15 protein-coding genes are annotated in these 13,776 nt (G+C 57.3%); 6 read left to right on the top strand and 9 right to left on the bottom strand.

Annotated features, from left to right (window positions below):
- Positions 1 to 176 precede the first annotated feature (176 nt).
- Both CU081_RS22050 and CU081_RS22045 read right to left on the bottom strand, forming a co-directional pair.
- The gene (locus CU081_RS22050) at positions 177 to 596 is read right to left on the bottom strand and encodes a helix-turn-helix domain-containing protein (protein ID WP_022650546.1); all 420 of its coding nucleotides are present in this window, start codon (positions 594 to 596) and stop codon (positions 177 to 179) included.
- Positions 593 to 904: a type II toxin-antitoxin system HigB family toxin gene (locus CU081_RS22045; protein WP_022650547.1), complete on the bottom strand. Its 312-nt coding sequence runs from the start codon at positions 902 to 904 to the stop codon at positions 593 to 595. The genes CU081_RS22050 and CU081_RS22045 overlap by 4 nt, the downstream gene beginning before the upstream one ends.
- Positions 905 to 1,359: 455 nt before the next feature.
- Between CU081_RS22045 and CU081_RS26660 the strand changes: the two genes are divergently transcribed.
- Complete coding sequence (locus CU081_RS26660; RefSeq protein WP_022650548.1) at positions 1,360 to 2,016, top strand: hypothetical protein; 657 nt, start codon at positions 1,360 to 1,362, stop codon at positions 2,014 to 2,016.
- A 112-nt stretch (positions 2,017 to 2,128) separates the two neighbouring features.
- Here the strand turns inward: CU081_RS26660 and CU081_RS22035 are convergent, their stop codons facing one another.
- On the bottom strand, positions 2,129 to 2,584 hold the full coding sequence (locus CU081_RS22035) for a hypothetical protein (RefSeq protein WP_022650549.1): 456 nt from the start codon (positions 2,582 to 2,584) through the stop codon (positions 2,129 to 2,131).
- Positions 2,585 to 2,866: 282 nt separating this feature from the next.
- Positions 2,867 to 3,748, bottom strand: coding sequence for a LysR family transcriptional regulator (locus tag CU081_RS22030; protein ID WP_022650550.1), 882 nt, complete (start codon positions 3,746 to 3,748; stop codon positions 2,867 to 2,869).
- A 105-nt stretch (positions 3,749 to 3,853) separates the two neighbouring features.
- Between CU081_RS22030 and budA the strand changes: the two genes are divergently transcribed.
- The 4 genes from budA (at position 3,854) to CU081_RS22010 (ending at position 7,728) form a co-directional block, all read left to right on the top strand.
- The gene (gene budA, locus CU081_RS22025) at positions 3,854 to 4,633 is read left to right on the top strand and encodes an acetolactate decarboxylase (protein ID WP_003858848.1); all 780 of its coding nucleotides are present in this window, start codon (positions 3,854 to 3,856) and stop codon (positions 4,631 to 4,633) included.
- A gap of 58 nt (positions 4,634 to 4,691) precedes the next feature.
- On the top strand, positions 4,692 to 6,326 hold the full coding sequence (gene alsS / locus CU081_RS22020) for an acetolactate synthase AlsS (RefSeq protein WP_225622214.1): 1,635 nt from the start codon (positions 4,692 to 4,694) through the stop codon (positions 6,324 to 6,326).
- A 20-nt stretch (positions 6,327 to 6,346) separates the two neighbouring features.
- On the top strand, positions 6,347 to 7,117 hold the full coding sequence (locus tag CU081_RS22015) for a (S)-acetoin forming diacetyl reductase (RefSeq protein ID WP_003858846.1): 771 nt from the start codon (positions 6,347 to 6,349) through the stop codon (positions 7,115 to 7,117).
- Positions 7,118 to 7,254: 137 nt separating this feature from the next.
- Entirely contained in the window at positions 7,255 to 7,728 is a 474-nt protein-coding gene (locus tag CU081_RS22010) for a cold-shock protein (RefSeq protein WP_003858845.1), read from the top strand.
- A gap of 69 nt (positions 7,729 to 7,797) precedes the next feature.
- Here the strand turns inward: CU081_RS22010 and CU081_RS22005 are convergent, their stop codons facing one another.
- The 5 genes from CU081_RS22005 to CU081_RS21985 all read right to left on the bottom strand — a co-directional run bounded on the left by CU081_RS22005 (position 7,798) and on the right by CU081_RS21985 (position 12,805).
- On the bottom strand, positions 7,798 to 8,502 hold the full coding sequence (locus tag CU081_RS22005) for an ABC transporter ATP-binding protein (RefSeq protein ID WP_022650552.1): 705 nt from the start codon (positions 8,500 to 8,502) through the stop codon (positions 7,798 to 7,800).
- On the bottom strand, positions 8,489 to 9,325 hold the full coding sequence (locus tag CU081_RS22000) for an ABC transporter ATP-binding protein (protein WP_003858843.1): 837 nt from the start codon (positions 9,323 to 9,325) through the stop codon (positions 8,489 to 8,491). The genes CU081_RS22005 and CU081_RS22000 overlap by 14 nt, the downstream gene beginning before the upstream one ends.
- Complete coding sequence (locus CU081_RS21995; RefSeq protein WP_003858839.1) at positions 9,318 to 10,151, bottom strand: ABC transporter permease; 834 nt, start codon at positions 10,149 to 10,151, stop codon at positions 9,318 to 9,320. Before CU081_RS21995 ends, CU081_RS22000 begins: the two co-directional genes overlap by 8 nt.
- Positions 10,151 to 11,164 (bottom strand): ABC transporter permease, encoded by a 1,014-nt coding sequence (locus CU081_RS21990; protein WP_022650553.1) that lies wholly within the window; start codon positions 11,162 to 11,164, stop codon positions 10,151 to 10,153. Before CU081_RS21990 ends, CU081_RS21995 begins: the two co-directional genes overlap by 1 nt.
- 72 nt (positions 11,165 to 11,236) lie before the next feature.
- Positions 11,237 to 12,805, bottom strand: coding sequence for an ABC transporter substrate-binding protein (locus tag CU081_RS21985; RefSeq protein WP_022650554.1), 1,569 nt, complete (start codon positions 12,803 to 12,805; stop codon positions 11,237 to 11,239).
- Between the two features lie 200 nt (positions 12,806 to 13,005).
- Between CU081_RS21985 and CU081_RS21980 the strand changes: the two genes are divergently transcribed.
- Complete coding sequence (locus tag CU081_RS21980) at positions 13,006 to 13,704, top strand: GNAT family N-acetyltransferase (protein ID WP_003858833.1); 699 nt, start codon at positions 13,006 to 13,008, stop codon at positions 13,702 to 13,704.
- Positions 13,705 to 13,776: the final 72 nt, after the last annotated feature.

Raw genomic sequence — 13,776 nt, 5'->3', positions numbered from 1 at the left:
GGCCGTCAATGTTGGCGCAACAGGGATATGAAATAGATACTTTTTTGTTGATGCGGATTATGAAAGCCGAAGTATTTCACCGTGGTTTGCAAATATGGGCGATTGGTTTGTTAAGATTTTTAATCGCTAATCAATCAAATAGAACGCAGATTGGGTACATAGAGCCTGCTTTCGCATCAATTCCCCACAAATGCGCTCACCGGCAAACCAAAACGCTTCGCCAGCGCCCGCATATGATCCAGCGTTAACGTGCGCTGTCCGTTCAGGATCCGACTTACCAGAGACTTCTTACCAATCTCGTTCTCGAAGTCGCTCTGAGTGAGCTGGTACTGATCCATTAGCGTTCGCAGTAACGCAACGCCTGACGGAATACTGGCAATACGCGCGTTAAATTCTGCAAACTCCGGGGACTCGTTTTCGTACTTATCGATTTTGGCAGTAAGCATCTCTACCAGCGGGTTATCCGGGTCGTGCTCGATAAGATACTCCACCAGCGCCAGCGCATCCTCGTAGTCTTGCCGCGACGGGCTTGAACCCAGGAAAGGGAGTTCGTTTGTCAGAGCGTTTGCCGCTTTGATGGCTGCTGCATAATTCATTCTTTCGTTCTCCGATAGTAGTCCGTGAGCTTGTCATACTCTGCGTGCGTGCTGATGTGTTTGATGAAGAACTTTCCCCGCTCAAAATCAGCAAAAAACATTACTCTTAGATGCCCGCCACCCACATCAATGACCCACCATTTTTCCCGGTATTTCATCCGGTCCAGGCTGGGAAAGCGCTTTCGCATCTCGTCTGGTGAGGGGTAGTGTTCCTTTTTTAGTACCCGGTAAAGATCGTCCAGGGCTTGTGCTTGATTGGGATAATGTCTGGCCGCTGTGTCGAAAGGCGCTCTTGAGACTATGTGCATCCTTGCCCCTTGTTGCCAAGATGGAAACATTATAGATAGTGGTTGGTGAGTTGACAATGCGGAAACTTCGATGAAAATGCAGTTTCTACATGATCGTGACAATTGAGCTTTGCATTGAGTGCGAGCACTTTAAGTTAGAGTGGTATGCCATTAAAGTGCCAGAAGTATCTTGGCCTGAAGTATTTGTGTGATTTGCGTAGCGTATTCAGGATTTGTTTGCTGAAAAAAAGTGTAGTGGATTATTCTTTTGCTAACGATAGATACCATGATAGTTACGTCGCTTATGCCAAAAGCGTCCTTTAAACATCGTGGATTGGTAGTAGAATTAACTGATGAGCTCAATTTCTTTTATTATCATTATTACAACAGACTTAAAAAGTTAAGTTCAATTATAGATTGATTTTGATGTATAATTATGTCCATTTTACCGTAAACAGACTAAGGAATGAACCATAATGTCTTTTTTGAACGTGATTAGCGATTTTTTAAATAGCCTTCCTCAATGGTTATCATCGTTTATTATCGCTTTAATGGGCGCGGTTGTTGGAGGCTGGTTTACTCTTAGAGGTGTTGATCGCGAGGCAAAGATTACTCGCGCAGAGGCTGAAAAGAACTCCCTTGAGTTGCAGTTGTCTGTATTAAAAGGAATAAAAGGAGAGATTTTTACTTTGATTACTTTGTATAATAAAAGAATGCAAAATCATATTGATAACATTGGGCCGGGAAAAATACTGCCTATTAACTTCCCTGTTGGTGATGATAATTTTACGTTTTACGAGCAAAACGCAAAGATCATTGCAAAACTGAATGATGAAGCAAGAGATTCAATAATTAACATTTACACATATGCTCGCTCATTAATACAGTCCTTCAAAGGAAATAATCAGCTTGTCGTAGATTACGAAAAAATTCTATTTGATATGGCTGATAATAATAAAGATAAAGATATGTATGAAAGATTGCATGCTGCAAAAATTGAAGTGATGGTGGATTATGCACAAGGAATAAAAAATATTGATGCAGAGCTTAGATGTGCTATCGATGAGGGATTTAATGTTATTAATCAAGAAATAGCGGCGCTACAAGTAAAATTAACAAGCTTAGAGTTATAAGAGAGAGTTCTGCTTCTCATTATCAACAAATCATTCACAATGAAATATTGCATTTCTAAAGGCCGAAATCCCGCTTATCACCCAGCAGTATTCCGGCCTCCCATCACCCGCCTCAGTGCGCCGTTATATAAGGCTCCTTCACAAAATCCGCCAGCAGCCAGACCATATCATGCAGCAGCCCGGTGAGTTCTTTCGCTACGCTCGCAGGCAATGTCCCGCCCATTACCGCCAGCGTTAACGCCACGGCATAGTCCACCTGCAACGCCGTATCCTGCCAGCAGTCCGGTACGCAGGAGGCGATCTTTTCCCCTGCGATCAGCTGTTCAACCAGATGCGAAGGCAGTTCGGCATCGCAGCATTCCCGCAGCCGCTTCAGCGCTGCCAGCAGTTGCTTACAGAGCATGGCAAATGTCACCGCATCGTCCGTTTCCACCAGTACGCTCACGTACGCCGCACAGGTGTCGGTTAGTTCAAAGAGATCCGCAGAATCGGGAAGTTGCAGGTGAAGAAGGTGATTAACAGCGCTTTCTTCAGCGTGTACGTATGAAAATCCAGGGGTAGTCGCCATTTAGCATCCTCGTTGTCCAAAAAATGTCATGTTATGCTAACGGGTTCCTACGCCCGGCTGCGGATGTGCCGCAACGCAGGCACTTTAAAACCGCGAAGAAAGGATGAAAAGGGATACCCCTGAATTACATAAGGTTGCTTGCAGGTTTGCGAGGCGGCTTCCAGAACGGCATTGCCGGGTGGCGGCTACGCCTGACCCGGCCTACAAAATCCAAAGCCCCAACAGCGACACGAACCGTAGGCCCGCGCAAGCGCAGCGCCGCCGGGCACCGCCGCGCTGCCGTCACCCCTCGCTCATCATCGCCAGAAACCGCTTCACCGTCCGCGAACGCTCAAATCGCCGCCAGCAGAGTGCGATATCGGTATAAAGCTCTGGTGAGCGCAGCGCATGGTAGGTGACATTCGGCGGAGAAATAGCGGCCATGGATTTCGGCACCAGCGCGAACCCGCCGCCCGCGGAGACCATGCTCAGGGAAGAGGAAAGTTGTGAAGATTGCAGCGTGTGTTGCATATCGATCCCGGCCCGCTCGCAGCTGCCGTAAACGCGGTCATACAGCCCCGGCGCGACCTCCTGGGGAAACAGCACCACCGGCGTATCCCGCAGCTCCTCCAGCGCCAGATCGCCACACGCCGCCAGGGGATGATCGCGATGCAGCGCCACCACCATCGGCTCCCGATCGAGGATTTTTAATTCGAACACCTTACTGCTTTCGCACGGCAGGCGCACAAAGGCGATATCCAGCTCACCCTCCGCCAGCATCGTCGTCAGCGACGACATATTGGCTTCCACCTGGTGAACCTGCACCGCCATGTTCTGCACCTGAAACTGACGTATCAGGGCGAAGATTTTGGGATGAAAAGCATCTGAACTGGTGATGCCAATCGACAGGCTGCCGTTCAGCCCGCGCGCGATGCCCCGGGCTTTCTCCAGCGCGGCGTCGCTCAGCGCCAGGATCTTACAGGCGTCCTCATAGAAGGCTTCTCCCGCCTCGGTCAGCTCCACGCCCCGCGTCAGGCGCCTGAACAGCGGCGTGCCCACTTCCTCTTCGAGCCGTTTGATCTGCTGACTCAGAGGAGGCTGTGAAATACCCAGCGCTTTGGCCGCCCTGGTGAAGTGTCGCTCGCGTGCTACCGCGACAAAATAGCGCAGATAACGAAGTTCCATATCAAAAACGTCTCAAACCAGCATGGATTCTATATTGGAACTCTCTGCTGAATCGGGTCAACATTTATTTAACCTTTATAAATAAAGTTGAAGAGGACGGGCATGATGATGCATTCATCTGCATGCGACTGTGAGGCGAGTTTATGCGAGACCCTGCGCGGGTTCTCGGCTCAGCATCCTGACAGCGTGATCTATCAGACATCGCTAATGAGCGCCCTGCTAAGCGGCGTCTACGAAGGGGAGACCACCATCGCCGACCTGCTGGCGCACGGCGATTTTGGGCTCGGTACCTTTAACGAGCTGGACGGTGAAATGATTGCCTTCAGCAGCCAGGTGTACCAGCTGCGCGCCGACGGCAGCGCCCGCGCCGCGAAGCCGGAGCAAAAAACGCCGTTCGCGGTGATGACCTGGTTCCAGCCGCAGTACCGCAAAACCTTCGACGGGCCGGTCAGCCGTCAGCAGATCCACGACGTGATCGACCAGCAAATCCCCTCCGATAACCTGTTCTGCGCGCTGCGCATCGACGGCAATTTCCGCCACGCGCACACCCGCACCGTACCGCGCCAGACGCCACCGTACCGGGCGATGACCGACGTGCTGGATGACCAGCCGGTGTTCCGCTTTAACCAGCGCGAGGGCGTGCTGGTCGGGTTCCGCACCCCGCAGCATATGCAGGGCATTAACGTGGCGGGCTATCACGAACACTTTATCACCGACGACCGTCAGGGCGGGGGCCACCTGCTCGACTATCAGCTGGAGAACGGCGTGCTCACCTTCGGCGAAATCCACAAGCTGATGATTGACCTGCCCGCCGACAGCGCGTTTTTACAGGCCAATCTGCACCCCAGCAACCTTGATGCGGCTATCCGCGCCGTCGAAAACTAACAGGAGAACTACCGTGAACAGTGAGAAACAGTCACGTCAGTGGGCGCACGGTGCCGATATGGTTGTCGGCCAGCTGGAAGCGCAGGGTGTGAAGCAGGTGTTCGGCATACCGGGCGCAAAAATCGACAAGGTCTTTGACTCCCTGCTGGACTCCTCCATCGAGATTATCCCGGTGCGTCACGAGGCGAACGCGGCGTTTATGGCGGCAGCGGTAGGGCGGCTAACCGGCAAGGCCGGGGTCGCGCTGGTCACCTCCGGGCCGGGCTGCTCCAACCTGATCACCGGCATCGCCACCGCCAACAGCGAAGGTGACCCGGTGGTCGCGCTGGGCGGGGCGGTGAAGCGGGCAGATAAAGCGAAGCTGGTGCACCAGAGCATGGATACCGTCGCCATGTTCAGCCCGGTGACCAAATACGCCGTGGAGGTCAATTCGCCTGACGCGATTGCCGAGGTGGTGTCGAACGCGTTTCGCGCTGCCGAGCAGGGCAGGCCGGGCGGGGCGTTTGTCAGCCTGCCGCAGGATATTGTCGACCAGCCCACCACGGGGGCGATTTTACCCGCCAGCACTGCGGCGCTGATGGGCCCGGCGCCGGAGTCAGCCATCAACGAGGTGGCGAAGCTTATCGCGAAGGCCAAAAACCCGGTCATCTTACTCGGCCTGATGGCCAGCCAGCCCGCCAACAGCGCCGCGCTGCATAAACTGCTGGAGAGAAGCCGTATTCCGGTCACCAGCACCTATCAGGCCGCCGGGGCGGTGAATCAGGAACACTTCACCCGCTTCGCCGGACGCGTCGGTCTGTTTAACAACCAGGCGGGCGATCGGCTCCTGCATCTGGCGGATCTGATCATCTGTATCGGTTACAGCCCGGTGGAATACGAGCCGTCCATGTGGAACAGCGGCGACGCCACCCTGGTGCACATTGACGTGCTGCCCGCCTATGAGGAGCGCAAGTATGTTCCCGATCTGGAACTGGTTGGGGATATTGCCGCCACGCTGAATCTGCTTGCCAGCCGAATCGAGTACAAGCTTGAACTCAGCCAGCGCGCCTCGGAAATTCTTGTCGATCGCCAGCATCAGCGGGACCTCCTCGACCGTCGCGGCGCATCGCTTAACCAGTTTGCCCTGCATCCGCTGCGCATCGTGCGCGCCATGCAGGACATCGTGAACAACGACGTGACGCTCACCGTCGACATGGGCAGCTTCCACATCTGGATCGCCCGCTACCTCTACAGCTTCCGCGCGCGTCAGGTGATGATCTCCAACGGTCAGCAGACCATGGGCGTGGCGCTGCCGTGGGCGATTGGCGCGTGGCTGGTCAACCCGGGGCGCAAGGTGGTGTCGGTCTCCGGGGACGGCGGCTTTTTGCAGTCGAGCATGGAGCTGGAAACCGCCGTACGCCTCAACGCCAATATTCTGCACATCATCTGGGTGGATAACGCCTACAACATGGTGGCCATCCAGGAGGAGAAAAAATATCAGCGTCTCTCCGGCGTGGAGTTCGGCCCGGTCGATTTCAAAGCCTATGCCGACGCGTTCGGTGCGAAAGGCTTTGCCGTCGAGAGCGCCGACGCGCTCGAACCGACGCTGCGTGCGGCAATGGATGTCGATGGCCCGGCCGTGGTGGCCATTCCCGTCGACTACAGCGATAACCCGCTGCTGATGGGCCAGCTCCATCTCAGCCAGATTTTGTGAATCAATATAAGGACAGAGAAATGCAAAAAGTGGCTCTCGTAACCGGCTCCGGCCAGGGGATTGGCAAAGCGATCGCGCTTCGCCTGGTGAAGGATGGTTTTGCCGTTGCTATTGCGGATTATAACGAGGAGACGGCGAAAGCGGTCGCGGATGAGATCACCCGCAACGGCGGGAAGGCCGTCGCCGTGAAGGTGGACGTCTCTGACCGCGAGCAGGTGTTCGCGGCGGTGGAAAAAGCCCGCACCGCGCTGGGCGGTTTTAACGTCATCGTCAATAACGCCGGGGTGGCGCCGTCCACGCCGATCGAATCCATCACGCCGGAGATTGTCGACAAGGTCTACAACATCAACGTGAAAGGGGTGATCTGGGGCATTCAGGCCGCAATTGACGCCTTCCGCAAAGAGGGGCACGGCGGCAAAATCATCAACGCCTGCTCCCAGGCGGGCCATACCGGCAACCCGGAACTGGCGGTCTACAGCTCCAGCAAGTTCGCGGTGCGTGGCTTAACCCAGACCGCCGCGCGGGATCTCGCGCCGCTGGGGATCACCGTTAACGCCTATTGCCCGGGCATCGTCAAAACGCCGATGTGGGCGGAAATCGACCGTCAGGTCTCCGAGGCGGCGGGTAAACCGCTTGGCTACGGGACGGAAACCTTTGCCAAACGTATCACGCTTGGCCGTTTGTCCGAGCCGGAAGACGTGGCCGCCTGCGTCTCTTACCTCGCCGGGCCGGATTCCGACTACATGACCGGTCAGTCGCTGCTGATTGATGGTGGGATGGTGTTCAACTAAATACACAATACTAAAAAGCTCTGACATGAACTTTCCCCTGCTCCCGTGCAGGGGCTTTTTTTTGTCTCGTCAGCCATTGTGCATTACACTGCGCGCTGCAAAACTTTAGTCTTGAGATCTGACAGGCGGTAACAGCGATGAACGGTACAATCACAACGTGGTTTAAAGATAAAGGCTTTGGATTTATCAAAGATGAAAACGGCGACAACCGCTACTTTCATGTGATTAAGGTCGCCAACCCTGATCTGATTAAGAAAGATGCGGCGGTGACCTTCGAGCCAACCACCAACAGCAAAGGCCTTTCCGCGTATGCGGTGAAGGTGATCCCCGAAAGTAAGCACCTCTATATTGCAGGCGAGCGCGTGAAGCTCACCTCGATCAAATCCTTCGTGGTGTTCAGCGAGGAAGAGCCCGTTGATACTAAAATCGACAAAGAGAACGCGGTGCTGTCGGTGGGGCTGCTGATGAACAGCATCAAACCAAAATCCGAGAAAAAGCCGGGCGAAATGCGCACGGTGAAGAAGCTGGCGATCACTACCTTCCAGAACACGACGCTGATCTTCACTGAAGATGAGATCGACATCGACGCCACGGTGAAGCTGCTGAAGTAACGTTTTGCCGGGTGGCGGTTACGCCTTACCCGGCCTACAAAATGCGTGCGGCACTCGCCGCCGCACGGTTTACCCCATCCTGTGCTCGCCCCGCAACATTGCTTCACGGTCAAATACCCGCTGGATCTCCCCGTGCGCCATAAATGCCGCCCGGTCGGACATATGCGCAATCACGTCCGCGTCGTGGCTCACCAGCAGGTAGGTCATGCCGTGCTGCGCCTTCAGGCGGTTGAGCAGGTTAAGAATCTCCGCCTGTACCGACATATCCAGCGCCGAGGTCGGTTCATCCAGCAGCAGAAGCTGCGGGCGCAGCAGCAGCGCGCGGGCAATGGCCACGCGCTGACGCTGTCCGCCGGAAAGCTGATGCGGGTAACGCCTGCCCGCATCGGCAGCCAGACCTACCTGTTGCAGCGCATCCGCCACTTTTTCGGCAACCTGGCTTTCGCCGTGGATGTTTAACGGCTCCGACAGGGTGCGGGCAATGGTGTGGTTCGGGTGCAAAGACGCCCACGGATCCTGGAACACCATCTGCACGTTGCGGCGAAGCGCGCCTTCAAAACGTCGTCCTGGCCGTAAATTTTCCCCGAGGACGGAAATGTGGCCATTCCACTCGCGCAGCAGCCCCGCCAGCACGCGCAGAAGAGTCGATTTGCCGCAGCCGGATTCACCGATCAGGCTGAAGGTTTCACCTTTTTCGATGGCAAAACTGGCGGCGGAAACCGCCGTTTTTTCACCAAAACTCACCCGGAGCTGGTTAACCTCAACGAGTGCCATTGTCGTCCTCCTTCCACGGTTGCGAACGGTCGAGCGTCGGCAGCATCTTGCCAAACGTCCCGGCGTTCGGGCGGCAGGTCCAGAGCGTGCGCGTGTAGGGATGGGTTGCCTGCGGCAACTGGCTCGCCGCCATTTCATCAACGTTCTCACCCTGATACATCACCAGCACGCGGTCGCAGTGTTCCGCGACGAGCGGCAAGTCGTGGCTGATTAACAGCATCGCCATCTGCCGCGCCTCGCACTGCTGTACCAGCAGCTCCAGGATCTGGTTGCGCAGGCGTGCGTCCAGCGCGGAAGTCGGTTCGTCGGCGATCAGCACCTGCGGGTTGTTGACGAGCGCAATGGCGATCATCACGCGCTGGCCCATGCCGCCGGAAAGTTCGCCGGGATAGCGCTGGAGCACGTGCTCGTTCAGCCCCACGGCGCGGATGATATCGTGAATGCGCGCCAGTCGTTCGGCGCGGGGCAGGCGCTGATGGAGGGTCAGCGCCTCATCAAGCTGGGCGGCGACGGTTTTCACCGGGTTTAGCGCGTAGCGCGGGTCCTGTAGAACCATCGCTATGCCGTTGCCGCGCAGCGCCTGCCAGCGGCGGCTGTTCAGGGTCAGCAGGTCGTTGCCAAGCACGTTAAGCCGCTTAGCGCTCACGATGCCGGGCTTGCGCACCAGCCCCATCAGGGCGCGGGCAGACATGGACTTGCCGGAGCCGGATTCTCCCACCAGCGCCAGCCGCTCTTTGCCCAACGTAAAGCTCAGGTTGTTGACCACGCGCGCGGCGGGGTAGTCGATATTCAGCGCATCGACGATGACGCGGTGTTCAGTCATGCTGTGGCTCCAGTACGTCGCGCAGGCCATCGCCCAGCAGGTTAAAGGCCAGGCTGGCAAACAGAATCGCCCCGCCTGGAATGGCGGCAATCCACCACTGGTCAAAAATGACCTGCATGCCGTCGGCAATCATCGCGCCCCATTCCGCCATCGGTGGACGCGCGCCCAGACCAAGGAAGCCCAGCCCGGCAGCGGCCAGAATAATCCCGGCCAGATCCAGCGCCAGTCGCACAATCGCGGAGGGCAGGCACAGGGGCAGAATATGGCCGACCAGCAGGCGCGGGCCGCGAATGCCCATCATCTCCGCGGCGGCCAGATAATCGCTGTGGCGCAGACGCTGGATTTCACTGCGCGCCTGGCGCGCATAGGCAGGCCAGGTCGTTAAGGCCAGCGCCAGCGCGCCGTTCACCAGACCGGGGCCGAGCATCGCGACAAACGCGAAGGCGAGGATCAGGCGCGGCATCGACATCACCACGTCGGTAAAGCGCATCAGGATGCGCTCCATCCAGCCGCCGTAGTAGCCTGACAAAATCCCCACCAGCAGACCGGCGGGGAGGGTAATAACGGTGACTAAGGCCACCAGCCCCAGTGCCGGACGGGTGCCGTAGATTAATCGGGAGAGCAGATCCCGCCCATAGCTGTCAGTACCCAGCCAGTGCTGCGCGTTGGGCGGTTGCAGACGCGCGGCGGCGTCCTGCCAGTTGGGATCCTGCGGCGCAAGCCACGGCGCGAACAGGGCAATAAGCACCAGCAGCGCGATGGCGATCAGCCCGCAAAACGCGGCAGGGGAGCGGCGCAGGCGGCGTAAGAAGAGATAAAACGGCATTAGCGCACCCTGGGATCGGTCGCCCGCACAAGCAGGTCGGTAAGGTTATTGATCAGAACAAAGCAGACGCCAATCAGCAGCGTGCCGCCCATCACGGCGGTGGTGTCACCGGCGAACAGGGCCGTGGTGAGGTAGCGCCCGATGCCCGGCCACGAGAAGACGGTTTCGGTTAATACCGCGCCCTCCAGCATGCTTGTGTAGGCCAGCGCAATCACCGTCAGCAGGGTGCTGCGAATGTTCGGCAGCACGTGACGCAGCAGGATGGTCATCTCTCCGGCGCCCTTGGCGCGGGCGAGCAATATGTACTCTTTGTTCATCTCGCTCAGACAGGCGGAGCGCGTCAGGCGGGTGATGCTTGCCAGCGAGTAGTAGGCCAGCAGCAGCACCGGCAGCACCAGGTGGCTGATGGCGTTGCGGAACGCCTCGCGGTCGCCGGAAAGCCAGGTATCCACCAGCGCAAATCCGGTTCGTGGCTCGACGGTGAATTGCCAGATGTCGTCCAGCCTGCCGGGGCCAGCGCTCCACTGTAGTTTCGCGTAGAACAGAGCCAGCATCAGCAGGCCGAGCCAGAATATCGGCACCGAATTGCCGAGCAGGGTGAGCGTTCTGATCGCTAAGTCCAGTGGCGAACCGGCGTAGCGGGCGCACAGCACACCCGCAATCACGCCGAGTACTGTGCCGATAATTAGCGCCAGCGTTGCCAGTTCCAGCGTGGCGGGAAAGGCGTGCAGCAGGTCCTGCAATACCGGCTGACCGGTAGCGCTGGCGGTGCCTAAATCACCGTGAGCGAGGTTTTGCAGGTAGTGCCAGAACTGCACCGGCAGGGGCCGATCCAGCCCAAGCTGCTGGCGAACCTGATCGTAAGTGGACTGGCTGGCGTGATCGCCGACGATCTGCAATACGCGATCGACCGGGGAAAAGGCAGAGAGCGCAAACGTGACCAGCAGTAGCCCGAACAGCGTGAGCAGGAGAGTCAGCAGACCCTGAAGCACGCGGGTGGAAAGATGTGGCATGGGAAAATCGTTATCCTGAAAATATGCACGAACGACCCCCTCTCCCTGTGGGAGGGGGAGAGGGGGGAAAAGCTACTTCGTAACGCGATCGTACCAGACCATATCCGCGTTCAGCCCCTGCTGATACCCCTTCACATTATCGCGCACCACGATCTGAGTTTTGCCCTGGTCAACGAACACGTACGGCGAGGTATGCTGTAACTGTTCCTGCATCTTCTTATACAGATCCAGACGTTTCGCCGGATCCGGCTCGGCAACCGCCGCCAGCGTGGCCTTGTTCAGCTCCGGGATTTTCCAGCCGTTCAGACCGGCCACGGTGCTGGACTTCCCGTCGTTCCACGCGAAGGCGCTGGCGTTGGAGTGCGCATCGAAGTAATCCGGGATCCACAGACGAATCGCCGCCTGATGCTGCTTAGCGCGCACGCGGGCGTACACCTGGCTACCCGCAGCGGGCAGCAGATCCACCTTCACGCCACCCTGAGCAAAGCTCGCCTGCATGGATTGCGCGATGGTGATGAACGGTGGTTTATTCTCCACGTCCAGCGTGAAATGCGCGTCTTTGATGCCCGCCTTGGCGAGGATCGCTTTTGCTTTTGCCGGGTCAAACGTGAACGGATTGTCCTCCAGCGCGCCCGGCAGGCCGACCGGCAGGAAGCTCTGATGAACAAAATACTGGCCTTTCAGCAGGTCTTTGGTGATGCCTTCATAATCCACCAGCCAGCGCGAGGCTTCCCAGAACGCTGGATTATTCAGCAGCGGGTTAGCGCTGTTGCCGGTGTTAAACACCAGATAGTTTTGCTCGGCAGAAGGGATGCTCAGTACCTTCACGCCCGGCTTGCCGCTGAGGGCGCTTATCTGGTCTGCACCCAGATCGCGCGCCACGTCCGCATCACCCTGCTGGATCAGCAGGCGGCGGGAAGCGGGATCGGGGACGTTTTTAATGATGATGCTTTTAAGCTTCGGCGCGCCGCCGGGCGCGGATTCGTTGGCTTCCAGCACGATGGCCTGATGCGGCTGGTAAACGCGCATTTTGAACGCGCCGCTGCCCGCAGAGTGCATTTTTAACCACGCGTTGCCGAAGTCGTTATCCTTCACGTTCGCCGCAACCTGTTTTTCATCGACGATGGAGGCAATCGGCGTGGAGAGAATATTCAGCGCCACCGACGGGCTAACGTCGGCCGTCCAGTGAAGCGTGAGGGTATGGTCGTCCACTTTCTTTAGCTGGCTGGCGATGTTGCTGGCGTCCCAGCCCAGTACGTTGAGGATAAACGCCGGGGATTTGTTCAGCGTCACGGCGCGGGTATAAGAGAAGATCACGTCTTCCGGGCGCAGCGGGTTGCCGGAGGAGAATTTCGCATCGGGTTTAAGCTTGATGGTCAGGGTTTTTGCTGCCGCGTCCGCATCCCAGCTTTCTGCCAGAACCGGCGTGATTTTTTCCGGATTATCGCGGTCCGGCTGTACCAGACGCTGGTACAGGCTTGGCACGGTCTGGATGCTGGAAAGCTCGTTGGCTTCGGCCGGATCAAGGCTCACGATATCATCCAGACCCTGGGCGACAACCAGCGTGTTGGGCGGGGTAGCGGCGTGAGCAGCGCTTGAGAGCGCAGCCAGCACCAGTAACGGCAGCAGTTTTTTAGTCATAGCGATCCCTGAATAAAATATATTGTGATTGTTTTATGCACCGTTACGGTAGGCTGGCTGAGGATTTCCTCAAAGTCGAAATTCTGCTTTGCTTATGCCATCCGGGAATAACGCATTCGGTCTGGTTATGAGTCACCTCTCTTTTCGTTCGCTTTTTAACCTGCTATAACAAACTCCTTACCTTTCAGGGAGTCACCGCCGTGCCCGAAATCAATCAACATGGTCAAACCGTTAACGATATTGTCCCGGACTGGAAATGCGCCCGCGCGTTAACCCGTACTCTGCTCACCGGCCAGTATTGCCGCCTGGAGCCGCTGGATGCTGACCGCCATTCGGCTGATTTGTTTGAAGCCTATGCGCTGGGTGACGACAGCGACTGGACGTGGCTTGCCAGCACCCAGCCTGTGAGCGTTGAGGCCACTGCGCACTGGGTGCTGGGAAAGGTGCTGGATGACGACCTGGTGCCCTTTGCCGTTATCGATCTGCGCACCGAAAAGGCGGTAGGGCTGGTCAGCTATATGGCGATAGAACGCTTTCAGGGCTCGGTTGAGATCGGCCACGTCACCTGGTCGCGCAGGATGAAGGGCACCCGCGTGGGTACCGAAGCGGTGTGGCTGCTGCTGAAAAATGCCTTTGAGCATCAATATCGCCGGCTGGAGTGGAAGTGTGATTCGATGAACATCGCCTCACGCAACGCGGCGGAGCGGCTGGGGTTTGTCTGGGAAGGGCGCCTGCGCCAGAAGCTGGTGCGTAAAGGCCGCAACCGCGACAGCGATATGCTCTCGATTATTGACGGCGAATGGCCGGAAAAGGATGCGGCTCTGCGGGCCTGGCTGGCAGCGGAGAATTTTGACGGGGAAGGGCGGCAGGTCAGGCGGTTAGAGGAATTTCGGACGTAAAAGCCTTACCCTTCACCCCAACCCTCTCCCCAAAGGAGAGAGGGTGTTCAAGTTCCCTCTCCCCTTTGGGGA

Origin of the sequence: Enterobacter sp. CRENT-193, assembly GCF_002787395.1 — a bacterium.
Lineage (GTDB): Bacteria > Pseudomonadota > Gammaproteobacteria > Enterobacterales > Enterobacteriaceae > Enterobacter > Enterobacter hormaechei_C.
The sequence above is the reverse complement of the archived record's forward strand: the minus strand, read 5'-3'. Positions and strand labels throughout refer to the sequence as shown.

What these genes read in the sequence shown, in the direction of transcription:
- CU081_RS22050 (WP_022650546.1), bottom strand. Translation starts at nt 596, where the DNA reads ATGAATTATGCAGCAGCCATCAAAGCGGCAAACGCTCTGACAAACGAA.
- CU081_RS22045 (WP_022650547.1), bottom strand. Translation starts at nt 904, where the DNA reads ATGCACATAGTCTCAAGAGCGCCTTTCGACACAGCGGCCAGACATTAT.
- CU081_RS26660 (WP_022650548.1), top strand. Translation starts at nt 1,360, where the DNA reads ATGTCTTTTTTGAACGTGATTAGCGATTTTTTAAATAGCCTTCCTCAA.
- CU081_RS22035 (WP_022650549.1), bottom strand. Translation starts at nt 2,584, where the DNA reads ATGGCGACTACCCCTGGATTTTCATACGTACACGCTGAAGAAAGCGCT.
- CU081_RS22030 (WP_022650550.1), bottom strand. Translation starts at nt 3,748, where the DNA reads ATGGAACTTCGTTATCTGCGCTATTTTGTCGCGGTAGCACGCGAGCGA.
- budA (WP_003858848.1), top strand. Translation starts at nt 3,854, where the DNA reads ATGATGCATTCATCTGCATGCGACTGTGAGGCGAGTTTATGCGAGACC.
- alsS (WP_225622214.1), top strand. Translation starts at nt 4,692, where the DNA reads ATGGTTGTCGGCCAGCTGGAAGCGCAGGGTGTGAAGCAGGTGTTCGGC.
- CU081_RS22015 (WP_003858846.1), top strand. Translation starts at nt 6,347, where the DNA reads ATGCAAAAAGTGGCTCTCGTAACCGGCTCCGGCCAGGGGATTGGCAAA.
- CU081_RS22010 (WP_003858845.1), top strand. Translation starts at nt 7,255, where the DNA reads ATGAACGGTACAATCACAACGTGGTTTAAAGATAAAGGCTTTGGATTT.
- CU081_RS22005 (WP_022650552.1), bottom strand. Translation starts at nt 8,502, where the DNA reads ATGGCACTCGTTGAGGTTAACCAGCTCCGGGTGAGTTTTGGTGAAAAA.
- CU081_RS22000 (WP_003858843.1), bottom strand. Translation starts at nt 9,325, where the DNA reads ATGACTGAACACCGCGTCATCGTCGATGCGCTGAATATCGACTACCCC.
- CU081_RS21995 (WP_003858839.1), bottom strand. Translation starts at nt 10,151, where the DNA reads ATGCCGTTTTATCTCTTCTTACGCCGCCTGCGCCGCTCCCCTGCCGCG.
- CU081_RS21990 (WP_022650553.1), bottom strand. Translation starts at nt 11,164, where the DNA reads ATGCCACATCTTTCCACCCGCGTGCTTCAGGGTCTGCTGACTCTCCTG.
- CU081_RS21985 (WP_022650554.1), bottom strand. Translation starts at nt 12,805, where the DNA reads ATGACTAAAAAACTGCTGCCGTTACTGGTGCTGGCTGCGCTCTCAAGC.